Genomic DNA, 18,122 nt, shown 5'->3' on the forward strand with positions numbered 1-18,122 from the left:
GCCGCAGGTTCGACGGGACGTCCCCGATGCGCACCGCCAGTTGCACGGCGCAGACGCGCTTGGTCGCAGTCATTCACCACGCTCCTTGCGCGGCGGCCAGACGTAGTCCGCCCGCTCCGAGGCGGTGATCCGCGGCGACCGGAACTGCGGCCGCAACTCCTCGCGCCACACGTCCCGGTCGATGCGGATCTCGCCGAGCGCCTCCTTCAACAACGCCTTGCGGTCCGAGCCCGGCCGCAGCATCGCCCGCGCCACATACTTCGCCCCGCGCACGGGGTTCAGCACGTGGTGCGGGGCCTTGATCCGGTCGAACATGTGCAGCAGCAGCGGCGGTTCGCGACCGTCGAGATCGACCAGCGCCTCCTGCACGATCGGGTTGACCACGAAGTCGCGCGATTCCCGGTTGCCCCAGTGATAGGTCGCGTTGCACTCCCGGTCCCGCCGTGCCTCAACCGAGCGCGCCGCCGCGTCGGCGGCCTCGGGCTCGTCCAGCAGCGGCGCGCAGGCCTCGCCGAGGAGGCGCCCGAACCGGAGCGCGTCGCGGATGCCCTGCCCGATGATCGGGTCCTTGAAGTGCCCGGCGTCCCCGCACAACGCCCATCCCGGCCCGCTCGAGCGGCGGAAGAACGCCACGTTGTCCCCGGTGGAGCGCAGTCGGCTGAAGTTCGTCGCGCCACCCAGGCGCACCCGGACCGCCGGGTTGGCGTCGAGCATCGCCGCCCACATGCCTTCGGGGTCGGCGCGGAACTTGGGGATGTCCACGGCCGGCCCCATGAACAGGCACAACACCCGGTCGTTGGGGCACGGGAAGATCAGCGCGTGCGTGTCCCCGGACCGCAGCTGGATCAGCCGCAGCCGCCACTCCGTGCCGATCTGCGGATCGTCCATGTACCAGAACGCGCAGCCGCGTTCGTTGCGTGAACCCCGGTACGGCCGGTCCGCGTCCACCAGCTTCGCCACCGTCGAGCGGCGCCCATCCGCACCGACCAGCATCTTGCAGGCGATCTGGGTATGACTGCCGTCCGGCTCTCGCACCACCACCCCGGCGATCCGCCCGTCGCGCCACAGCACCTGCTCCACCGAGGTGTGCTCGCGCACCTCGGCGCCGGCCTCCCGCGCGGTCTGCACCAGCGCCAGGTCCAACTCGGGACGGGGGAGGCAGATGCCGAAGTCAATGCCGTCGACGGTCGCGAACCGTTGCATGCACCGGGCGCCGTCGGCCTCGATCATCCCGTGCGTGCACCGCGGCGGGTCATACGCGAGCACCCGGTCCAGCGCCCCGACCGCCTGAATCTCGGCGACCGCGGACGGGAAGTTCACGTGCGTTGACAGGGTGTCAGAAGGGAACTTGGCCCGGTCCACGGCGATCACGCTTCGCCCGGCCCGGGCGAACCCGATGGCCGCGGCACTGCCCGCGCAGCGGGCTCCGGCGATGACCACGTCGGCGCTGTCGTGGCGCGCGATCCCATTCATGGACGAACCGTAGGGCCCGCCCCGTGGTCCCGTCGCCCTTCGTGGTGCACTCAACGCGCAACAAGACGTTCGACCGACTTCTCGGAGGCGGAAATGACCGACCTCAGCACCCTCGTGTACGCCGCCGACGGCGGCATCGCCACGATCACCCTGAACCGGCCGGAGAGCCTCAACACCATCGTGCCGCCGATGCCGGAGGAGTTGCAGGCCGCGGTCGACGAAGCGGTGCGCGACGCGAGCGTGAAGGTGATCGTGCTGCGCGGTGCGGGCCGTTCGTTCTGTGCCGGCTTCGACTTCGGTGACGGCTTCCACCACTGGGACGACCTGCTCTACACCGACGGGAAGTGGGACCCCGGCAAGGAATTCATCGCGGCCTCCTCGCCCACGCTGGGCTGGGTGCCCAAGTTCATGAGCCTGTGGCACTGCCCGAAGCCGGTGATCTCCCAGGTGCACGGCTGGTGCGTGGGCGGCGGTAGCGAGATGGCGTTGTGCGCGGACCTGGTGATCATGGCCGAGGACGCGGTGATCGGTACGCCGTATTCCCGGATGTGGGGCTGCCACCACGCCGGCATGTGGGTGTACCGGCTCGGCCTCACCAAGGCCAAGGAGTACGCGCTCACCGGCAAGGCGTTGACCGGCGTCGAGGCCAAGCAGCTGGAGCTGGTGAACGACGCAGTGCCGTTCGACCAGCTGGAGCAGCGCGTCCACCAGACCGCCCAGCAGCTGCTGAGCATCCCGCTCAACCAACTCACTGCGATGAAGCTGGTGATCAACCAGGCCTACGCGAACATGGGCCTGGGCTCCACTCAGCTGGTCGGCAGCCTGCTCGACGGCATGCTGCGCAACACCCCCGAGGCGCTCGAGTTCATCGAATACGCCGAGGAAAACGGCGTGCCGGCCGCCGTGGCCCGCCGCGACGGTCCGTTCGCGGACTACTCGCAGGGCAAGCGCCCCGACCCCACCCATATCGTCGAGGTAAAGCCATCCTGGGGCTGAGTTCGCTTACTCGGACTATGCGCATTTAGTCACAACGCGTGGTACAGCCGGCGCGGGCACGCACCGAAGCTCCGGGCATGACCGATTTCGACGAGCTCATCGCCGAGCGGCTGACCGCGCTCGGACCGGCCTGGCGGATCCGGCACGCAGTCCCGTCCCCGGAGCTGGACATCCGCCATCTGGTGATCGGCCCCGGCGGCGTTTTCGCGGTCACCACCGAGTACCACCCGGGCAAAGCACGGTTCCAGTCCCGCAGGGCGGCACGGCTGCTCACCGTCGCGGCGGGCTGTCCGGTCGAGGTCACCACGTTGACCGTCCTGGCCGGTACTGCGCGGGAGATCGGGGACTATCCGTCGGACGTTGTCGTGTGCAACGCCCAGGAGCTACCCGGCCTGCTGAAGAATCGGCCGCCGGTACTCAGCCCGGTGACCATCGGGGCTATCCACGGCGCCGCCCGCCGCCGCGAAACGTGGCGACCTGCGGCATGAGATAACAGCCTCGTGGAAACCGACGAGGCACGCACCTACGCCTGCGCCGCCGACACCGTCGCCGACTTGGTCGAGCGCGTCGACCCGGCGACCCTGACCGGCCCGGCCCTCGGCGAATGGGACCTGCGGGCGCTGATCGGCCATACCGGTCGCGCCCTGACCACCGTGGTCACCTACTTCGACCAACCGGCCGCCACCGAGGACGTCGCCTCACCCGAGGCGTACTTCGCCTTGGTGGCGAAGGTGCAGGTCGACCCGGCAGCCATCGCCGAGCGGGGTCGACGGGCGGGCGCGCAGCTGGGCGCGAACCCGGCAGCGGCCTTCCGTGAGCTGGTGGCACAGGCGCAGGCAAAAGTCATCGCCACCGATCCCAACGCGTTGATCGGCACGCTCGCGGGTGGCATGCGGGCGGCGCGCTACCTGCCGACCCGCACGTTCGAGTTGGTGGTGCACGGCCTGGACATCGCCGCGGCCACCGGGTTGGCCCTGGAATTCGACGGCGAGGTCCTTGCCGAAGCGGCTCAACTGGCCGCGCGCATCTGCGTGGTCACCGGTCAGGCACCCACGCTGCTCACCGCGCTCACCGGACGCGCCCCGCTGCCCGGCGGTTTCACCCTGGTGCCCTGACGTCGCGTCAGTTGCGGTGGTACTGGTCCGTCAACAACACATCCACGCCCCGCCAGCCCCAGTACACACGGTGCGCCTGGATCAGCCCGCCCTCGACTTCCATGATCTCGACGAAGTCCATCTGCTCGCCGGCCGGCGCATCCCGCGGGTACTCCCACGTCACCCGGTGGCCGTCGGTGAAGAACCCGGTGCGGTGATACTGCCGCACGTCCGGGGTACGTGCGACGACCTTGGCCAGGAACGGCCGCAGTTCCGCGTGGCCACGGACCACGCCACGGCCACCCATCAGGTGTGCCACCACCGGGCTCTCCAGGACCGCGTCGCTCGCATAGCAGGCAACCAGCGCGTCCAGATCGTGCGCGGCCAGCGCCTTCTCCCATCGGTGGGTGAGCGCCTCGATGTCGGTGCGGGTATCGGTGTTCGTCATGGTGAGCGCATACCCGCAGGTACGGCGATCGACACCACCGTCAGAGCTGCTGCACGATCTCCAGCAACACCTGCAGCGCGGCCAGCTGCACATCCCATGGCCCGGCCGTTTTCGCCAGCAGCGTGGTGATGCCTACTTTCTGATACTGCGTCACCCGTTCGGCGGTCTGCTCGAGGGTGCCGACCAGGTTGGTCATGGTGCCCAGCTCCAACGGGACCGCGGCCGCAGCCTCGTCGCGGCGCTTCTCCTTCCACAGCCGGGCCACCTCGGCCACCTGTGGGCCGAAGCCCAGCCGGGTGAAGGCGTCGTTGTAGAAGTTCGTCGAGCCGGTGCCCATCGCCCCGATGGTGAAGGCGTAGCCGTCCGCGTGCTTACGGCCGCGGCGGCGCGCGTCCGCGTCATCGGTGGCGATCTCCAACGCCACCGGCGCCACCAGGTCCAGGTCGGCCAGGGTGCGACCGGCGCGCGCCGCACCCTGCGCGATCGGGCCGAGGAAGATCTCCGCCTGCTCCGGCACGAAGGTGTTGCCCAGCCAGCCATCGGCCAACTCGCCGGTCAACGCCAGGTTCGCCGGGCCCAGGCAGGCCACGTAGATCGGCACGTGCGCGGGCTGCACCGCCGGGGTGATTGCCTTGCCGCGGCTGTCCGGCAGCGGCAGCGGATAGATCTCGCCGGGGTGCTCCAGCCTCTCCCCACGGGACACCATGCGGACGATCTCGATGGTCTCCCGGGTGGTCTGCACCGGCTTGTGAAACCGGACGCCGTGCCAGCCCTCCATCACGCCGGGGCCAGAGACGCCGACGCCGAGCCGGAACCGGCCGCCGGACAGTGTCTGCAGGCTCAACGCGGAGGAAGCCAACAGCGCCGGGCTGCGCGAACCCAGCTGCACCGCGAAGGAGCCGACCGCCAGCGTGGTGGTGCGCGCGGCGATCCAGGACAGGCCGGTCAGCGCGTCGTAACCCCAGGTCTCCGGGGCCCACACGCTCGATACCCCGATGCCCTCGGCACGCTGCGCGAACTCCACCGCGCCCGGTGCCTGCGGCTGCACCAACACGCCGACCCGCATGGCGACCACCCTTCGCAGCACAATACTATGGTCATAAGCATAGTAGAGGGAGGCTCCGGTGCGTTACCGCGACTACCCGACCATGGAGTGCTCGATCCGCGTTGCGGCCGCCGCCGGGGACGCCTGGGCGCTGGTCACCGACATCAGCCTGCCCGCCCGCTTCGCCGGCGAGCTGCAGGCCGCCGAGTGGCTGGACGGCGCCACCGGGGTGGCCCTCGGCGCCCGCTTCCGTGGCCACAACAAGCACGAGGCGCTCGGCGAGTGGACCACGGAATCCGAGGTATGCGAGGTGGAAGACGGTCGACGCTGGGTCTGGCAGGTGTTCAATGGGGACGGCGAGGTGAGTGCCTCCTGGGGCTTCGAGGTGGAGCCCGGCAAGGACTCCACGACCATCCGGCAGTGGGGGAAGATGGGCCCGGCGTTGTCCGGACTGAAGGGCGCGATCGAGTCCATGCCGGACAAGGAGGGCCGCATCGTGGCCCGTCGACTGGAGGAGTGGCAGGCCGGGATCACCGCGAACCTGGAGGGCATTCGACGACTGTTCGCCTGATTTTATGGTTGATACCTTAGAATTGGGCGTATGGCAGCGCGCGGCGAGACCCGGCAGAAGATGCTGGTCGCCACCATCGAGGTGATGCGCGAACGCGGCGCCGCGGGGGTCACCGTCGAGGAGGTGCTGACGCGCAGCGGCGGCCCACGCGGCTCGGTGTACCACCACTTCCCGGCCGGGCGCGCGCAGCTGATCGACGAGGCGCTGGACTACGCCGGCGAGTCGTTCGCCGGGATGATCGAGCGCGCCGCACGCAACGGCGCGGACGCGGTGCTCACCCGGCTGATTGGGTTCTGGACGCGGGTGTTGGAGGACAGCGACTTCCGGGCCGGCTGCCCGGTGGTGGCCACCGCCGCCGACGCCGGAGCGGACGGTGCGGCCCTGGCGCACAAGGCCGCGCTGATCCTGGCAGGCTGGAGGTCCACCATCGCGGGGGCCTTCCGGGCCGAGGGATGGGCGCCGGCCGACGCCGACTCATTGGCCACCACCTGCCTGGCCTCGATCACCGGCGCGATCGCATTGTGCCGCGCGACGCGTTCCATCGACCCGTTGTTCCAGGTGGCCGAGGAGCTGCGCGCGTTGCTGTTCAGTCGCTCGCTGCTCGCCCGGCTAACCCCGGACGGCGTTGCGGGCTGACCGCTTACCGCGCTGCTTACTCGCCAGCACACCGGCGGCGATGGCGCCGACCAACATCATGCCGATCTTCACCCCCGTCGAGGACTTGAGCACCTGGTCGGTGAGCGGGTCGCTGTTCTCCCTCATCGGTCCCCTCCTACCGCACATCCTTCACCCAACCGCCGGCGTTATAGCCGTCGAGGGTGAAGCAGACGTGGCAGAACTGCAGCCCGAACTGGGTGATCTGGATGCTGCGATACACCGTCACGGTGCGCTTGGCCCGCGCCATCGCGGCCGCGGCCACCGGCTGCGCCTCCACGAACGAGTACCGGCGCGGATCCTCCACCTGCTCGGCGGAGAAGAAGATCATGCCCAACCGGTCCAGGTTCGCCAGGTACTCCTGGTAGCGCTCCGGGTAGGTGCAGCCGGCCATCTCGGCGACCAGATTGATACCGCTGGCGATCAGCTCCGACCCCACGCCCAACGGCGTCTTGGTGCGCACGTCGATGGCCGGTTGCGGACCGGCCAGCGCCATGAATCGCAGGATGCGGGCCTCATCGGGCATCAGCTCGCGCAGGATGCGGGTGAACGCCGGGTGCTCGTTGTGCGGCCGGGCGTGTGGGTCACCCACCTGTCGCAGCAACTCGTCGCCCTGCTCCCGCAGCTCCGCCAGTGACTGGCCGTCATGGTGGACCCGCACCACCAGGGGATGTTGCGGGTGCTGCGGCTGCAGGCCCAGCCCGCGCACCACACGGAAGCGCACCGTCTCGATCTGCCGGTCCACGATCTCGGTGATCGGCTCTCCCGCAACGACGTCGCGGACCAATCCGGTGGACGCGGCGACGGCGCCCTTCAGCACCCCGGTGGATACCCGCCAGGAGGTCCCCACCGCGAACCGGACCAGGCCGGTCGCGCCGGAGTAACTCCGCAGGTCCAGCCGCACCGGCAGGCGGTGGCCGTTGGACGACGGCACCGGCGCCGGGACCGGCTCGCTCATGCTCACCCTCCGAAGATCACCAGGTGGATGACACCGACGAACAGCCCCAGGAAACCACCGTGCGCGTAGAGCAGCCAGGCGTCCTGCTCAACGGCCGAGTACAGCATCTCCATGAATTCACTCGGCGGCAGCTCCCGCAGCTTCTCCGTACAGAACGCATCGATCTTCTCCGCCTGCCGCTGGGTGAACGCGGCGTCCTCCAGCAGCCGCGGCGCGACGTCCATGGCCGCGCCGGTGGTGCCGAGCCGGATCGCCTCGAACTCCCGGCCGCCCACCGCCGCGCGCACCAGCGTGCGGGTCGGGCCGACGATCTCATCGACCTCGGAGAGCATCACCGCCTGGATGAGCACCCGGGTCTTGTCCGAGCGCGGCCCGGAGACCAGCTCGGTGATGATGTTCGGCATCGTGATGACCTCGTAGGCCAACGACCAGCCGAAGCTCGCGGCCGCCTCGTGCTGCCGCCGAGCGAACTTGGCCTGCTTCCACAGGTAGCGGTAGCGCGGGGCAGGGTCGGCCGGTTCGAACACCATCTTGATCGCGACGATGTTCACGATGATGCCGATCAACGAGGCGCCGGTGATCACGATCAACCAGTGCGGGACTGCTGACAGCCCGGGCACGGAACCGGTTGCCTGCAGGAACAACGCCAGCAGCAGGCCCAGCGGCAGCCCCAACCAGAAGCCGATCGCGGTCATGAACCGCAGCTCCTTGGCGCCCAGGTTGTAGATGATGTCGCGCAGAATCTTCGGGTCCTCACGCAGCCGGCCGACCACCATCAGCTTGATGTCGATGAGGTCGTCGATGTTCTCCTCGATGGTGTCCATCGCGTGGTTGGCGATCGTCGGCAGCCGGTTGAGCACCCGTTGGTAGACGACCTCACGCAGTTGCTGCGGTAGTTGGTCCCACAGCTCGGGATGCTCGCGCTCCATGATCTCGTCGACCATGCCGCGCACCTGTGGGCGGGCCACCACCGCGAGTTGGTCGGCGATCAACTTCGGGTCCAGCTCGGTGAGGAAGTCCCCGATGCTGCCCAGCCGGGACAACCCCTTGTCCACGCAGATGCTGGCCATGCGTTCGGCGCGGGCCGGGATGAAGCCCTGGAAGCCGAGGATGCCGCCGGGGGCAAAGATCGGCAGCACCTGCAACCGGCGCGGCAGGAACGGGAAGAGCGTCTTGACGCCCGGGCAGTGGAAGCCGCGGAAATGGATCGGCGCGAACAGCATGATCACGCCGGTCCAGTTGGTGACCAGCCCGGCGATTGCGCTGAAGATCGGGATGCTGACCAGGTCGATGACGAATGTCGACTGACCGGTCATCGATTCGAAGTCGACCAGCCCGCCGGCGGCGACGACGCTCATACAGGTCGCCTCCATTCCGTGGACCCGGCATGTCCGGGGCCATCGTGAAGCGCGGCCGCCCGCGTTGTAAACGCCCGGGCTCAGTCCGCCGGCCACAACCGCAGGTGCCCGCCGACCCGACCGACGTCGCCGAGCGGCCAGACGCGCCACCCGACCACGCCCTGCACCAGGTCCGCCGGCGCCCAGCCCAGGCTGAGCGAATCGCGGGACGCCGCGGCGTTGTCGCCGAGCAGGAACAGCATTCCGGCGGGCACCACGACCGGCACCGCGGCGTCGGTGGCCTTCCCCTCGCCCGTGCAGCAGGCCGTGCCCTCAGCCCAGTCGCGCACCGCCCACGCGGGGTTTTCCACCTGCCGCCACGACCCGTCGCCGCCCGGCTGCACCTCGACGTGAACGTGCCCGGCACTGTCCCCGCGGATCTGCACCCGATCGCCGGGCAGGGCGATGATTCGCTTGACCACCCGCGGTCCACCTGCCTCGAAGCGTCCCACCACCAGCGCGAAACGGTGCGGTAGACCACCCCCGGTGAAAGGGCGCAGCAGCACCCGGTCGCGGTCGTTGAGGGTCGGCTGCATGCTCTCGCCCTGCACCCGCACGGCCAGCACCGCAACGGCCGCGGCCAGCAGGGCGAGCACGAGCAGTACGACCCCGCCCGCCACCAGCGCGACCCGGCGGGACCTCACCTGCGGCAATCGGCGCACCGCGTCCCATCCCGCTGCGGAAGTCTTTGACGGATCGTAGGGCCCAGCTGTTCGATGGGCCCACCTTCGTCCCACCCGGAGGGAACCTGCTGTGAGCGCGTCGGCGTCGGACCTGCCCCGCGGCGGCACCCGATGGCGCCGCACCGCGGCCGTGTTCGGCCCATCGCTGGTCGCCGCCGTGGCGCTCATTGTCGCGACGCTGCGCGGCCCGATCCCGATCAACCTGACCATCTCCGGCCAGGACATCAAACTGTCCTCCAACGGCGGGCCGGTGGAGTTGCCCCGCGGGCTGACGCTCTACCCGTCCACGGTGCAGATGAAGAACGGCGGCGAGACGCGCGGGGTGATGATCGCCGGGCTGCCCGAGGCGGTGCTGACCAAGGGCCTGTGCATCTCGCTGGTGCTGAGCTTCCCCGCGCTGGGCAGCTACACGATCCGGCTGCACACCTCCGGGCGGACGACGGCCCATCAGATGACCTTGGACGCCGCGGGCATCAACGTGGGTCTGGCCACGCTGGCCGCGGGCGCCGACGGCAAGGACCCGATCGCACTGGGCCATTCCGCCCTGGACTCCTTGGGGGAAACGTCCGACGCGCACGGTCGTTTCGGCATCTCGGCGCCCGGCGCGGGGTCGCTGCAGGCATTGCAGGCAAACGCGCAGGGCGCGATCATTGCCGGCACCGTGGACCTGAACGGGCTCAAGGTGAAGGTCAACAAGGGCAGCGGCGTTGCCAACGGGGAGTGCTACTGATGCACCTGACCCAGCTGCGCAACTCACCGCCCGTGCTGCGGTTCCGCCGCTTCCGACGCAGCCGACCGTTCTGGGGTGGGTTGCTGGTGGTGATCGCCGGTCTGGAGTTGGGCGCGCTGCCGATCGGCCCCACCGATGCGCTGATCAAGGCCGGCAAGAGCGCGGGGGCCGGGTTGGCCTGCGCCGGATTGTTGTTGTTGATGGGCGTGGTGATCCTGATCGTGCCCTCGCAACGGATCGTGGCCGGGCTGATCGCGGTGGGCGCCTCGCTGGCCTCGTTCGTGCTGTCCAACCTCGGCGGGTTCGTCATCGGCATGCTGTTGGGCGTGCTCGGCGGATCGTTGGCGGTGGGGTGGGTGCCGGACCTCACGGCGTTTCCGAGGAGCCGCGGGACCTGGTTCCGCCGCGCCCACGGGGGGTGGGCCGATGGGTGAGCACCGGCGCAGTGCCCGGCTGGTTGCGACGCTGCACGCGAAGCACCGGGCGATGCTCACCGCGGCCGAGCAGGGCCCTGAATACGGGACCCGATGGGCCCGCGGTGCGGCCGTATTCGCCCCGGCCGCCGTCGCCTCGGCCGCGGTTGGCGTCGCGATGGCGCAGGGCGCGCTGGCCGCCGGGTTCAACGTGACCAACCAGAAGTTCGGCCTGCACATTGACGAGCTCGACGGCAGCGGTCTGGGCGCGGTGCTGGTCGTCGCGCAGACCCAGAGCGGCAGCAAGCCCGTCGTGCTGCACGCCGCGCTGTCCTCGGCGAAGCTGTCCGGGCTGTGCATCCTGGTGCACCAGTCGCTGCTCGGGGTTAACTACACGATCAGCATCGGCTCCGTCGGGACGCAGCAGTCCTCGGGCACCAACCTGCTGTTCGACATCACCGACCTGAGCTCAACCTCGTCGACGCTGACCGCCGTGCTCGGGGTCTCCGCGGACACTGTGAGGTCGGGCGATCAGTCATTGGGCGGCGTGCCGGGCGCGTTCGGGCTGACCAACGGCGAGGTGACCTTGCACAACGTGTACGCGTCGGCGTATCAGACCCAGGTCGTGGGCGGCCTGACGCTGCCGAACCTCGGCATCCACGTGCACCCGGGCGATGTCTCGGGGTGCTGAGATGAGGAGCAGCGCTGAGGCGGTGACGCGCGACCGGCTCGACGCCGCGCGGCGGACGCTCCGCGCGTTCCGGCGCACCCGGCCTTTTTGGGGTGGGCTGTGGTTGCTGGTGGGGGGTTGGTTGGTGCTGCGGCTGTCCATGGTGCCCGCGCACATCGCAGTTGGGGCCGGGCTGAGCGGGATCGGCGGCTGGCTCACCGGCGGCGGCATGATCCTGTGCGGATTGGCCGCCTGGGGCGCGCCCAGCCAGCGGTACGTGGTCGGCGCCGTCGGGGTGCTGCTCGCGGTGACCTCGCTGATCGTGTCCAACCTCGGCGGCCTGTTCCTCGGCATGCTCGCCGGCATCATCGGCGGCGCCATGACGCTGGCGTGGGGACCGAAGAAGCCGGCCCGCCCGTGACCCCGCCCGCCGCCACCCTCCACCCCCCTTGCGTCCGAAGAAGTGTGGGTGCGCGGACACTCTTCTTCGGACGCAAGGGGATGGGGGTCGCGTTGGCGGGGCTGCTCGCCGTGGGCAGCGCGCTCGGCCCGTCCCGCCTGGCGGGCGCGGTGACCCGGCCGGCGGCCGCGCCCGCGCCCGGCTTTCTCGCCGCGCCCACGCCGGTGCACGTGACCGCGCCGACGCTGCGCATCACGGCGCTGTCCGCGATCCAGTCGCGGCAGCCGGTGGCCCTGGCCGGCGGCGGGAAGTCGCCGAGCAACACGCTGCTGTTGGAGTTCGCCCGCATCGACCTGGACAAGTTGAGCATCAGTCAGCGCAGCAGCGGCGCGGCGTTGGCGATCAGCAACGCCGGATCGGGGGCCGGTGCCGCGGTGCTCGGCGGGCAGGACGTGTTGCTGTGGGGCGTGGTGCACCGCCTCGACGTGTGCTTGCCCCCGGCGCCGTGCACCGACCTGCACTCGATCCTTGGCCTGCTCGGGCAGTTGGTGAAGTCCGGCGCGCTGCCGCACGTCATCAACGCGAAGGACCTGGACGTCGACATCTACGCCCTGCGGGCCGTCGGCACCAGCGGCGGGATGTCGTTGCTGCTGCCCAGTGTCAGCGTCACCGTGGAGCCAGGATGATGCCCGCGGGCAACGAACCTGACTTAGAGTCAGGGACTCGCTGGGGCGTGTTCGGGGCGGTGCTGGCGCCGGTCCTGGTGGCGGTCGGGGTGCTGGGCGTGCTGCTGGCGAACGGTGCACTGGCGCTGTCCTTCGTCGCGCAGTCCGGCTCGATGGACCTGGCCACCTCCGGACTGACCGGCACTGGTTTCGGCGTGGTGGTGGCCGACGTTCCCACCACCGGCGGACATACCCCGACAGCCCGCATCGGCGTCGGCGCGGGGCGCATCGACGGGCTCTGCCTGGCCGAGCACACGGACGTTCTCGGACAGCCGCTGACGCTGCTGCTCACCGGTGGCGACGCCGACCCGGCCAGCTACGAGATCGCGGTGGATGGCCTGCTGCTGGACCTGTCCTCGGTGTCCGGCGTGTTGAACGCGGGCGGGCAGGTCCAGTTGAACAAGAGCGCAGCGGACGTGGTGGTGAACGCGCCCGGGCTGGCTCTCGACGGGGCGGCGAACCGGTTCGGCCTGCAGGCATCGACCGTGCAACTGAGGAACGTGCGGGCCACCGTGCGGGACATCGTGATCCCGCACCTGCTCGACGTCCCCGGCTTCCACATCCAGGTTCTCGCCGGCAGCCACGGCTGCCCCTAGGTTGCATTGCGACTTGCGAACTCCACCACCTGCTGCTGCACACCGTGCCGAACGGCGCCTGCCGCGGGGAGTGACCCACTCGGCGGCGGGATCATCGCGGTCAGCATGCGCACCCACGCTGCCGCCGTGGCGATGGACACCAGGGTCGCCGCGCGGATCCACCACACGGTGGCCTCCTGTGCGTGGATGGCCACGATGGTCGCCCAGCCGGCGCCGAAATTCGTGCCCAGCATGGTGATCGGGAAGATCACGAAGGTGCCCAGGCTCTGCCAGGACTCCGTCATCCGGTAGCGCAGGTGGGCGCAGGCGATGGCGAAGGTCATCACCTGCGCGGCCTCCAGCACCCCGACGACGAGCGGGTAATGCCAGACGCGGAACACGTGCGGGCCCCAGTAGGTGTAGGTGCCCATGTTGATGCCGGCGATCTCGAACACGCAGGACTCGAGCAGCTCGACCCCGGCCCACGCCCACAGCCGGGTGGGCGACATCTTTCCCTCGCCGATCTCCTTGACGATGAGCAAAGTCGGCAGGCCGTAGAGGATCGCGTAGCCGCTGTAGGCCCAGACCGGCTGCGGGATGTCGAAGACCGTGTAGGTCTTCTGCATGCCGTGCCCGGAGTAGAAGTAGAGACTGAACATCACGTCGTAGAGCGGCTCGGCCAGCGCGGCCACGCCGGAGGCGAGCACCAGACACAGGAAGATCGGGTGCTTGGCCCGCCGACTCAACCACCCGGCGAGTACCAGGACCGCGGCGGCGATCACCCAGCTGGCGATCGTGAGCACGTTCTGACCGGTGTGATTGAGGTGGTGGGAGACGATATCCGGCGGCGTCATGGGATAACTCTAGATGTTAGTCGTCAATCACGTCTACGTCCGATCTGGATGACATGAGGAGCGAGCAGATGCTGACGCTGGACGAGATTGGCCAACTGACGTTGGGTTTTCCGGATGTCACCGAGGTCGAGCGCCGGGGCAACCGCGCCTGGAACCTCCGCAATAAGTGCTTCGCATGGGAACGGCCGTTCACAAAGGCCGACATCAAAAGGTTCGCTGGGGCGGCTGTTCCGGAGGGCGAGATCCTCGCCGTGCGGGTCGCGGATCTACACGAGAAGGAGGCTGTGCTGGCCAAGCCGCCGAAGGGGTTCTTCACCATTCCCCACTTCGACGGCTGGCCCGCCGTCCTCATCCAGCTGCGGGTAGCCACCCGCAAACCGGTGCACGATGCGCTATTGGACGCCTACCGCTGGGCCGACGGCCGGTGAGGGCTCCCACTGGGCCAAGCCGGGCACATTCGCGGCGCACTGCGTCGCCGCCGGTGGCGACAGGCCAGAATGGGGCCTGCCCGTCCGCCGGGGAGGAAGCAGGTTCATGCGCGCCCGCAGTCCGCAGTTCGCCGCGCTCGCAGTGACCGTCGTGGTCGTCGGCGGCGGCGCGACGTTGGGGTGGCACCACTGGCACGGCTCGGACGACAACCAGTCCGCGCCGAGCAGCACGCAGCCCACCCCGGCGGATGCACATCAGGTCGCCCAGGCGCTGGCGAAGATGCCGAGCAAGCCACAGGATCTGATCGCCACCGACGTGCGCTCGGCGATCGGCACCCAGGCGAAGCAGGCCCTGCCGGCCGGTGCCACGGTCACCGCCAACGAGGCCACCTGGCACCCCGACGGCCTGGGTGGCGGCACGATCACCGCGACGGTCACCGCCCCCGGCGCGCCGACCACCGTCTACACGGTGATGATGATCAAGGAGCCGACCGGCTGGAAGGTGGTCGGCACGGTGCCGATGACACCGTCCGCGCCCAAGGAGCCGGTGGCCCCGAAGCCACCCGCCGCGCCCAACCCGTTGCCGCCTGCACCGACCACCCCGGCTCAACCCCCGAAGGCGGACACGCAATGAGGCGCCACCTGCGGCTGGGCCTGGGGGCATTGGCGGTGCTGAGCCTCACCCTGCCCACGGTCACGTTGGCCCGGGCCGCGAGCAGCGGCGCCCCGGAGGCGGCGGCGTGCGGGCAGATCGAACCCGCCCCGATTCTCGAGCGCGCCGACGACGGCTCGAAGATCAAGTCCCGGCCGGACCGGCGCGGCGTGTACGTGCCGATCATCATGGTCCCGGACTGGACCGGGCGGTCCAAGCACGACGCCACCCGCACCGGGGACTTCTCCGTCCCCATCGACATGAGCACCAGCGGCACCCCGCCGCCCGCGCGCCGCGCCTCGCTGATCGGGCAGTTGCAGCAGATCCCCGGCGCGGCGGTCTACACGTTCGACTACCGGGGCAGCGCGGGCAAATGGGTGGACGACCCGGCCATCGGCCCCGCGCTGGGTGACGCCATCGACTGCGTGACCGCAGCGCTCGGGCAGAAGGCGATCCTGATCACCCATGGGCTGGGCGGCGCGGCCGCGCGGTACGCCGTGGCCGGTCAGGTCGCCGGGCACGACCGCGGCAACGAGGTCACCACGGTGATCGGTTTCGGCAGCGCGCAGAACGGTTCGCAGTTGGCGGACCTGACCAATACCGGGGTGGGCACCACTGCCTCCGAGCCGCGCATCCTGTCCCGGCTGCTGCTCGGGGCATGCGCCGGGTTGGCCCCAACCAAGTTCGATCCCTACTCCCCCTGCGGGTCGATCCCGCCGGAGGCGGCCGCGATCGGCAGCAGCGGCGCGGCGGCCAGCTACGCGGCCGGGTCGGCCGCGCTTACCGGGTTGCTGCCCTACCCGCCCAACGTCGCGCTGGACGCGTTCGCCGGTGACGTACAGGTGAAGGCGCCGAACCTGGGTTGGTTCAACCTGCGCCCGTTCCGCACCGACCAGATCTCCCTGGGCGACCTGGCCACCAGCACCGCCGCAGTGACCCTCGCCGCCCGTTCCCAGCTGCGGTCCACCTGCTCGTTCACCCTCAGCGCCTTCGGCACCGGCAACCAGAGTGTGGGGATGCGCCTGGACGACGCCACCGCACCCCAACTCGGCCCGGTCTGGGCCTCCACGGTGCGCCAGTGCTACGCCGCCGACCTGCCGCGGATCAGTGAGTTCGCGGACAGTGTGACCGCCATCATCTCCAAGGAGATCCGTAACCGGCAGCCGCTGGACACCTCCGAGCTGGAGTCGTTGCCGGTGCCCGCGCTCTGTGGGCATCCCGCGGGAAACCTCGTCGGCGGCTACCTACCGAACGTCCCGCCGGACCAGGGGCAGGTGGCATTGGCGTCCACGCTGGACCCCAGCCGGTTCAAGGACTACACGGTGTTCGGGGACATCACCGGCGACGGCGTGCCGGACACCGTGGTGGTGCTCAAGTGCAGCGACGCCAACGGCGAGGGCGCGGATGCGGTGGCCGCGTACGACAGCCAGGCGAGCCTGCTCGGCTACGTCAGTCTGGACACGGTGACCGGCCGGCCGCGCAACGAGATCTACCGGGTCAGCGTCGACAAAGAAGTCGGCAAGATCAACTGGCGCACCGATCGGGACACCGACTCGGGGTGCTGCCCCACGCTGGACGTCGCGGCCACCTTCACCTACGACACCAGTACCGGCGGGCTGAAGGCGGACAAGCTGCAGACGTTCAACGAGACCGAGATCGCCGCGGCACTGTTCGACGCCGCGCGCACTGGCAAGGTGGACAAGAAGGTCGCCGCGACGGCCCCGACGGAGATCCTCAACGCGATGATCGCGGCCAACCGGGACACCGGCGCCTTCCGCTCGCTGACCTGCTACGGGCCGTCCCCCGATGACACGTCGTGGCCGATTGTGGCCAGGGCGGATTTCGGCGAGAACTGGCCGCCCAACGATGGCCTTCGGCACGGCGACCGGTTCTGCCTGATCAAGTTGGGCGCCACCGGGGCCGGGCCCGCGCCCGCCCCGGATGGGCCGGGCGTCGTTCCGCCGGATGAACCGGAGCGGTACGCCCTGCTCGGCCTGGAGCACACCGGCTACCGCCAGTGGGAGGCCGTGGAGTTCCGACTGCCCGGCGACCAGCAGCCGACCAATCCGGACGGTGGCGGCGGGATCTTCGGCACGCCGCGACCGGGTGGCGGCCCGCTGTTCCCCTGAGCCGAAAAAAGCCTGCGGTACAGGGAATTCCGAGCCAATGGCCGGCGTGGATGCAGTGAGTTCCCGGCGGGGTTTCATCCGAGGTCAGCCGTTCGGATGACCTTGAGCCGGCCGTTTTCCAAGGCTTGTCGAAAGATCTTCCCGAACGCACACCTGTCACTTACGTTCTCGACGTGGCCGCGGGTTAGCGTGGCACACACCACAACGCCGCGGGCGTCGCACGGGGGTGCGCACGCCGGCTCGGGGGGTTCGCATGCCGAAATTACCCGTGACCCTGACTGCTGCAACCGCCTTGGTTGGTGGCATGCTCACCGCCGCGGTCGCGATGCCGACCACGGGATCTGCCGCCGCCACGGCGGTACATCCTGCGTCTGCCCCGTCAGCCGCCGGGCAAACCACCCCAATGTTGGCGTCGACCACCGCGTCCGCCACATCCGGCGTGTCCGTCAAGCACTTCAACTACGGCAAGCACACGCGCAACGACATCGACGTCTTCGCGCCTGCCACGGTGGCGGCGGCGCCGCACGGCACCGATTTGCGGCCGGCGGTGATCCTGGTGCACGGCGGATCCTGGACGCACGGCAGCAAGACGAGCATGTACGGCGCGGCCCGCCAAATGGTCGGGCAGGGCTATGTGGCGTTCCCGATGAGCTATCGATTCGCCCAGGACAGCTCGTACCCGGCCGGGCGCGAGGACGTGCAGGCCGCGGTCAAGTGGGTGAAGGGACACTCCGACGCGCTGCACGTGGACCCGCACAAGATCGTGGTGTTGGGCAGCTCGGCGGGTGGCGAGCTGGCCGCCTCGGCGCTCACCTGGGGGGACGGCAGCCGCTACGGCGCCGGGTTGATCACCCTGTCCGCGCCGATGGACCTGGGCCTGGTGGCGGCCAACACCACCCACACCGCGGGCTCGGCCAAGCTCGCCCGGACCGTCACCGACACCCTGCTGAACTGTCTGCCGCTGAAGTGCGGGAAGGCGTTCGACCGGGACGACGCGGCCGAGCACCTGGACCACCGCGACCCGGCGGTGCTGTCGTTCGCCTCGACCGATGAGTGGGTGGACAACCGCAGCACCATCCGCTTCCATCAGGTCGCCGTCAAGCACCACGTGCCGTCCGAGCTGCACATGATCGACGGCGACAAGCACGGCATGGACTACTGGGACAAGGCGTGGCCGACGATCAAGTCGTGGCTGAAACAGCGGTTCGCCGCCATCAGCTGACGTTA

23 protein-coding genes are annotated in these 18,122 nt (G+C 69.7%); 15 read left to right on the forward strand and 8 right to left on the reverse strand.

The window, feature by feature from the left end:
- Positions 1-69 precede the first annotated feature (69 nt).
- The gene (locus tag VGJ14_16140; protein HEY2833961.1) at positions 70-1,473 is read right to left on the reverse strand and encodes an NAD(P)/FAD-dependent oxidoreductase; all 1,404 of its coding nucleotides are present in this window, start codon (positions 1,471-1,473) and stop codon (positions 70-72) included.
- A gap of 93 nt (positions 1,474-1,566) precedes the next feature.
- Between VGJ14_16140 and VGJ14_16145 the strand changes: the two genes are divergently transcribed.
- The 3 genes from VGJ14_16145 (at position 1,567) to VGJ14_16155 (ending at position 3,584) form a co-directional block, all read left to right on the forward strand.
- Positions 1,567-2,469 carry a crotonase/enoyl-CoA hydratase family protein gene (locus VGJ14_16145; GenBank protein HEY2833962.1) on the forward strand — a complete coding sequence of 301 codons (903 nt, stop codon included), beginning with the start codon at positions 1,567-1,569 and terminating at the stop codon, positions 2,467-2,469.
- A gap of 77 nt (positions 2,470-2,546) precedes the next feature.
- Positions 2,547-2,957, forward strand: a complete 411-nt coding sequence (locus VGJ14_16150; GenBank protein HEY2833963.1) for a hypothetical protein — start codon at positions 2,547-2,549, stop codon at positions 2,955-2,957.
- A 12-nt stretch (positions 2,958-2,969) separates the two neighbouring features.
- Complete coding sequence (locus tag VGJ14_16155) at positions 2,970-3,584, forward strand: maleylpyruvate isomerase N-terminal domain-containing protein (GenBank protein ID HEY2833964.1); 615 nt, start codon at positions 2,970-2,972, stop codon at positions 3,582-3,584.
- Between the two features lie 7 nt (positions 3,585-3,591).
- Here VGJ14_16155 and VGJ14_16160 read toward each other — a convergent pair whose 3' ends face one another.
- Together VGJ14_16160 and VGJ14_16165 are read right to left on the reverse strand one after the other, a co-directional pair.
- Positions 3,592-4,011 carry a nuclear transport factor 2 family protein gene (locus VGJ14_16160; protein HEY2833965.1) on the reverse strand — a complete coding sequence of 140 codons (420 nt, stop codon included), beginning with the start codon at positions 4,009-4,011 and terminating at the stop codon, positions 3,592-3,594.
- A gap of 40 nt (positions 4,012-4,051) precedes the next feature.
- The gene (locus tag VGJ14_16165) at positions 4,052-5,098 is read right to left on the reverse strand and encodes an LLM class flavin-dependent oxidoreductase (GenBank protein ID HEY2833966.1); all 1,047 of its coding nucleotides are present in this window, start codon (positions 5,096-5,098) and stop codon (positions 4,052-4,054) included.
- A gap of 37 nt (positions 5,099-5,135) precedes the next feature.
- Between VGJ14_16165 and VGJ14_16170 the strand changes: the two genes are divergently transcribed.
- Together VGJ14_16170 and VGJ14_16175 are read left to right on the forward strand one after the other, a co-directional pair.
- Entirely contained in the window at positions 5,136-5,627 is a 492-nt protein-coding gene (locus VGJ14_16170) for an SRPBCC family protein (GenBank protein ID HEY2833967.1), read from the forward strand.
- Positions 5,628-5,657: 30 nt separating this feature from the next.
- Complete coding sequence (locus tag VGJ14_16175) at positions 5,658-6,263, forward strand: TetR/AcrR family transcriptional regulator (GenBank protein HEY2833968.1); 606 nt, start codon at positions 5,658-5,660, stop codon at positions 6,261-6,263.
- Here the strand turns inward: VGJ14_16175 and VGJ14_16180 are convergent.
- The 4 genes from VGJ14_16180 to lepB form a co-directional block, all read right to left on the reverse strand.
- The gene (locus VGJ14_16180; GenBank protein ID HEY2833969.1) at positions 6,237-6,389 is read right to left on the reverse strand and encodes a hypothetical protein; all 153 of its coding nucleotides are present in this window, start codon (positions 6,387-6,389) and stop codon (positions 6,237-6,239) included. The two genes, VGJ14_16175 and VGJ14_16180, sit on opposite strands and share 27 nt — an antisense overlap.
- 10 nt (positions 6,390-6,399) lie before the next feature.
- Positions 6,400-7,239, reverse strand: a complete 840-nt coding sequence (locus VGJ14_16185) for an Abi-alpha family protein (GenBank protein ID HEY2833970.1) — start codon at positions 7,237-7,239, stop codon at positions 6,400-6,402.
- A gap of 2 nt (positions 7,240-7,241) precedes the next feature.
- Positions 7,242-8,597, reverse strand: coding sequence for a hypothetical protein (locus VGJ14_16190; GenBank protein ID HEY2833971.1), 1,356 nt, complete (start codon positions 8,595-8,597; stop codon positions 7,242-7,244).
- A gap of 80 nt (positions 8,598-8,677) precedes the next feature.
- Entirely contained in the window at positions 8,678-9,280 is a 603-nt protein-coding gene (lepB, locus tag VGJ14_16195) for a signal peptidase I (GenBank protein ID HEY2833972.1), read from the reverse strand.
- A gap of 109 nt (positions 9,281-9,389) precedes the next feature.
- On the opposite strand from lepB, the gene VGJ14_16200 reads away from it, so the two are divergent.
- From VGJ14_16200 to VGJ14_16225, 6 genes are all read left to right on the forward strand, one after another.
- Positions 9,390-10,049: a DUF6230 family protein gene (locus VGJ14_16200; protein ID HEY2833973.1), complete on the forward strand. Its 660-nt coding sequence runs from the start codon at positions 9,390-9,392 to the stop codon at positions 10,047-10,049.
- A complete protein-coding gene (locus tag VGJ14_16205) occupies positions 10,049-10,483 on the forward strand; it encodes a DUF6114 domain-containing protein (protein ID HEY2833974.1) in 435 nt (144 codons plus the stop codon). The genes VGJ14_16200 and VGJ14_16205 overlap by 1 nt, the downstream gene beginning before the upstream one ends.
- Positions 10,476-11,153: a DUF6230 family protein gene (locus tag VGJ14_16210; GenBank protein ID HEY2833975.1), complete on the forward strand. Its 678-nt coding sequence runs from the start codon at positions 10,476-10,478 to the stop codon at positions 11,151-11,153. Before VGJ14_16205 ends, VGJ14_16210 begins: the two co-directional genes overlap by 8 nt.
- Position 11,154: 1 nt before the next feature.
- Entirely contained in the window at positions 11,155-11,553 is a 399-nt protein-coding gene (locus VGJ14_16215) for a DUF6114 domain-containing protein (GenBank protein HEY2833976.1), read from the forward strand.
- Between the two features lie 80 nt (positions 11,554-11,633).
- A complete protein-coding gene (locus VGJ14_16220; GenBank protein ID HEY2833977.1) occupies positions 11,634-12,218 on the forward strand; it encodes a hypothetical protein in 585 nt (194 codons plus the stop codon).
- A gap of 47 nt (positions 12,219-12,265) precedes the next feature.
- A complete protein-coding gene (locus tag VGJ14_16225; protein ID HEY2833978.1) occupies positions 12,266-12,853 on the forward strand; it encodes a DUF6230 family protein in 588 nt (195 codons plus the stop codon).
- Here the strand turns inward: VGJ14_16225 and VGJ14_16230 are convergent.
- Positions 12,850-13,686: a hypothetical protein gene (locus tag VGJ14_16230; GenBank protein ID HEY2833979.1), complete on the reverse strand. Its 837-nt coding sequence runs from the start codon at positions 13,684-13,686 to the stop codon at positions 12,850-12,852. The two genes, VGJ14_16225 and VGJ14_16230, sit on opposite strands and share 4 nt — an antisense overlap.
- A 68-nt stretch (positions 13,687-13,754) precedes the next feature.
- Here VGJ14_16230 and VGJ14_16235 point away from each other — a divergent pair, with 68 nt between their 5' ends.
- From VGJ14_16235 to VGJ14_16250, 4 genes are all read left to right on the forward strand, one after another.
- Positions 13,755-14,114: a hypothetical protein gene (locus VGJ14_16235; protein ID HEY2833980.1), complete on the forward strand. Its 360-nt coding sequence runs from the start codon at positions 13,755-13,757 to the stop codon at positions 14,112-14,114.
- Between the two features lie 106 nt (positions 14,115-14,220).
- The gene (locus VGJ14_16240) at positions 14,221-14,748 is read left to right on the forward strand and encodes a hypothetical protein (GenBank protein HEY2833981.1); all 528 of its coding nucleotides are present in this window, start codon (positions 14,221-14,223) and stop codon (positions 14,746-14,748) included.
- Positions 14,745-16,895 carry a hypothetical protein gene (locus tag VGJ14_16245; GenBank protein ID HEY2833982.1) on the forward strand — a complete coding sequence of 717 codons (2,151 nt, stop codon included), beginning with the start codon at positions 14,745-14,747 and terminating at the stop codon, positions 16,893-16,895. Before VGJ14_16240 ends, VGJ14_16245 begins: the two co-directional genes overlap by 4 nt.
- 403 nt (positions 16,896-17,298) lie before the next feature.
- Positions 17,299-18,117: an alpha/beta hydrolase gene (locus tag VGJ14_16250; GenBank protein ID HEY2833983.1), complete on the forward strand. Its 819-nt coding sequence runs from the start codon at positions 17,299-17,301 to the stop codon at positions 18,115-18,117.
- The last annotated feature ends 5 nt before the right edge of the window (positions 18,118-18,122 follow it).

This window comes from Sporichthyaceae bacterium (assembly GCA_036493475.1).
Classification (GTDB): domain Bacteria; phylum Actinomycetota; class Actinomycetes; order Sporichthyales; family Sporichthyaceae; genus DASQPJ01.

What these genes read in the sequence shown, in the direction of transcription:
- VGJ14_16140 (HEY2833961.1), bottom strand. Translation starts at nt 1,473, where the DNA reads ATGAATGGGATCGCGCGCCACGACAGCGCCGACGTGGTCATCGCCGGA.
- VGJ14_16145 (HEY2833962.1), top strand. Translation starts at nt 1,567, where the DNA reads ATGACCGACCTCAGCACCCTCGTGTACGCCGCCGACGGCGGCATCGCC.
- VGJ14_16150 (HEY2833963.1), top strand. Translation starts at nt 2,547, where the DNA reads ATGACCGATTTCGACGAGCTCATCGCCGAGCGGCTGACCGCGCTCGGA.
- VGJ14_16160 (HEY2833965.1), bottom strand. Translation starts at nt 4,011, where the DNA reads ATGACGAACACCGATACCCGCACCGACATCGAGGCGCTCACCCACCGA.
- VGJ14_16175 (HEY2833968.1), top strand. Translation starts at nt 5,658, where the DNA reads ATGGCAGCGCGCGGCGAGACCCGGCAGAAGATGCTGGTCGCCACCATC.
- VGJ14_16180 (HEY2833969.1), bottom strand. Translation starts at nt 6,389, where the DNA reads ATGAGGGAGAACAGCGACCCGCTCACCGACCAGGTGCTCAAGTCCTCG.
- VGJ14_16185 (HEY2833970.1), bottom strand. Translation starts at nt 7,239, where the DNA reads ATGAGCGAGCCGGTCCCGGCGCCGGTGCCGTCGTCCAACGGCCACCGC.
- VGJ14_16190 (HEY2833971.1), bottom strand. Translation starts at nt 8,597, where the DNA reads ATGAGCGTCGTCGCCGCCGGCGGGCTGGTCGACTTCGAATCGATGACC.
- VGJ14_16205 (HEY2833974.1), top strand. Translation starts at nt 10,049, where the DNA reads ATGCACCTGACCCAGCTGCGCAACTCACCGCCCGTGCTGCGGTTCCGC.
- VGJ14_16210 (HEY2833975.1), top strand. Translation starts at nt 10,476, where the DNA reads ATGGGTGAGCACCGGCGCAGTGCCCGGCTGGTTGCGACGCTGCACGCG.
- VGJ14_16215 (HEY2833976.1), top strand. Translation starts at nt 11,155, where the DNA reads ATGAGGAGCAGCGCTGAGGCGGTGACGCGCGACCGGCTCGACGCCGCG.
- VGJ14_16220 (HEY2833977.1), top strand. Translation starts at nt 11,634, where the DNA reads ATGGGGGTCGCGTTGGCGGGGCTGCTCGCCGTGGGCAGCGCGCTCGGC.
- VGJ14_16230 (HEY2833979.1), bottom strand. Translation starts at nt 13,686, where the DNA reads ATGACGCCGCCGGATATCGTCTCCCACCACCTCAATCACACCGGTCAG.
- VGJ14_16235 (HEY2833980.1), top strand. Translation starts at nt 13,755, where the DNA reads ATGCTGACGCTGGACGAGATTGGCCAACTGACGTTGGGTTTTCCGGAT.
- VGJ14_16240 (HEY2833981.1), top strand. Translation starts at nt 14,221, where the DNA reads ATGCGCGCCCGCAGTCCGCAGTTCGCCGCGCTCGCAGTGACCGTCGTG.
- VGJ14_16245 (HEY2833982.1), top strand. Translation starts at nt 14,745, where the DNA reads ATGAGGCGCCACCTGCGGCTGGGCCTGGGGGCATTGGCGGTGCTGAGC.
- VGJ14_16250 (HEY2833983.1), top strand. Translation starts at nt 17,299, where the DNA reads ATGTTGGCGTCGACCACCGCGTCCGCCACATCCGGCGTGTCCGTCAAG.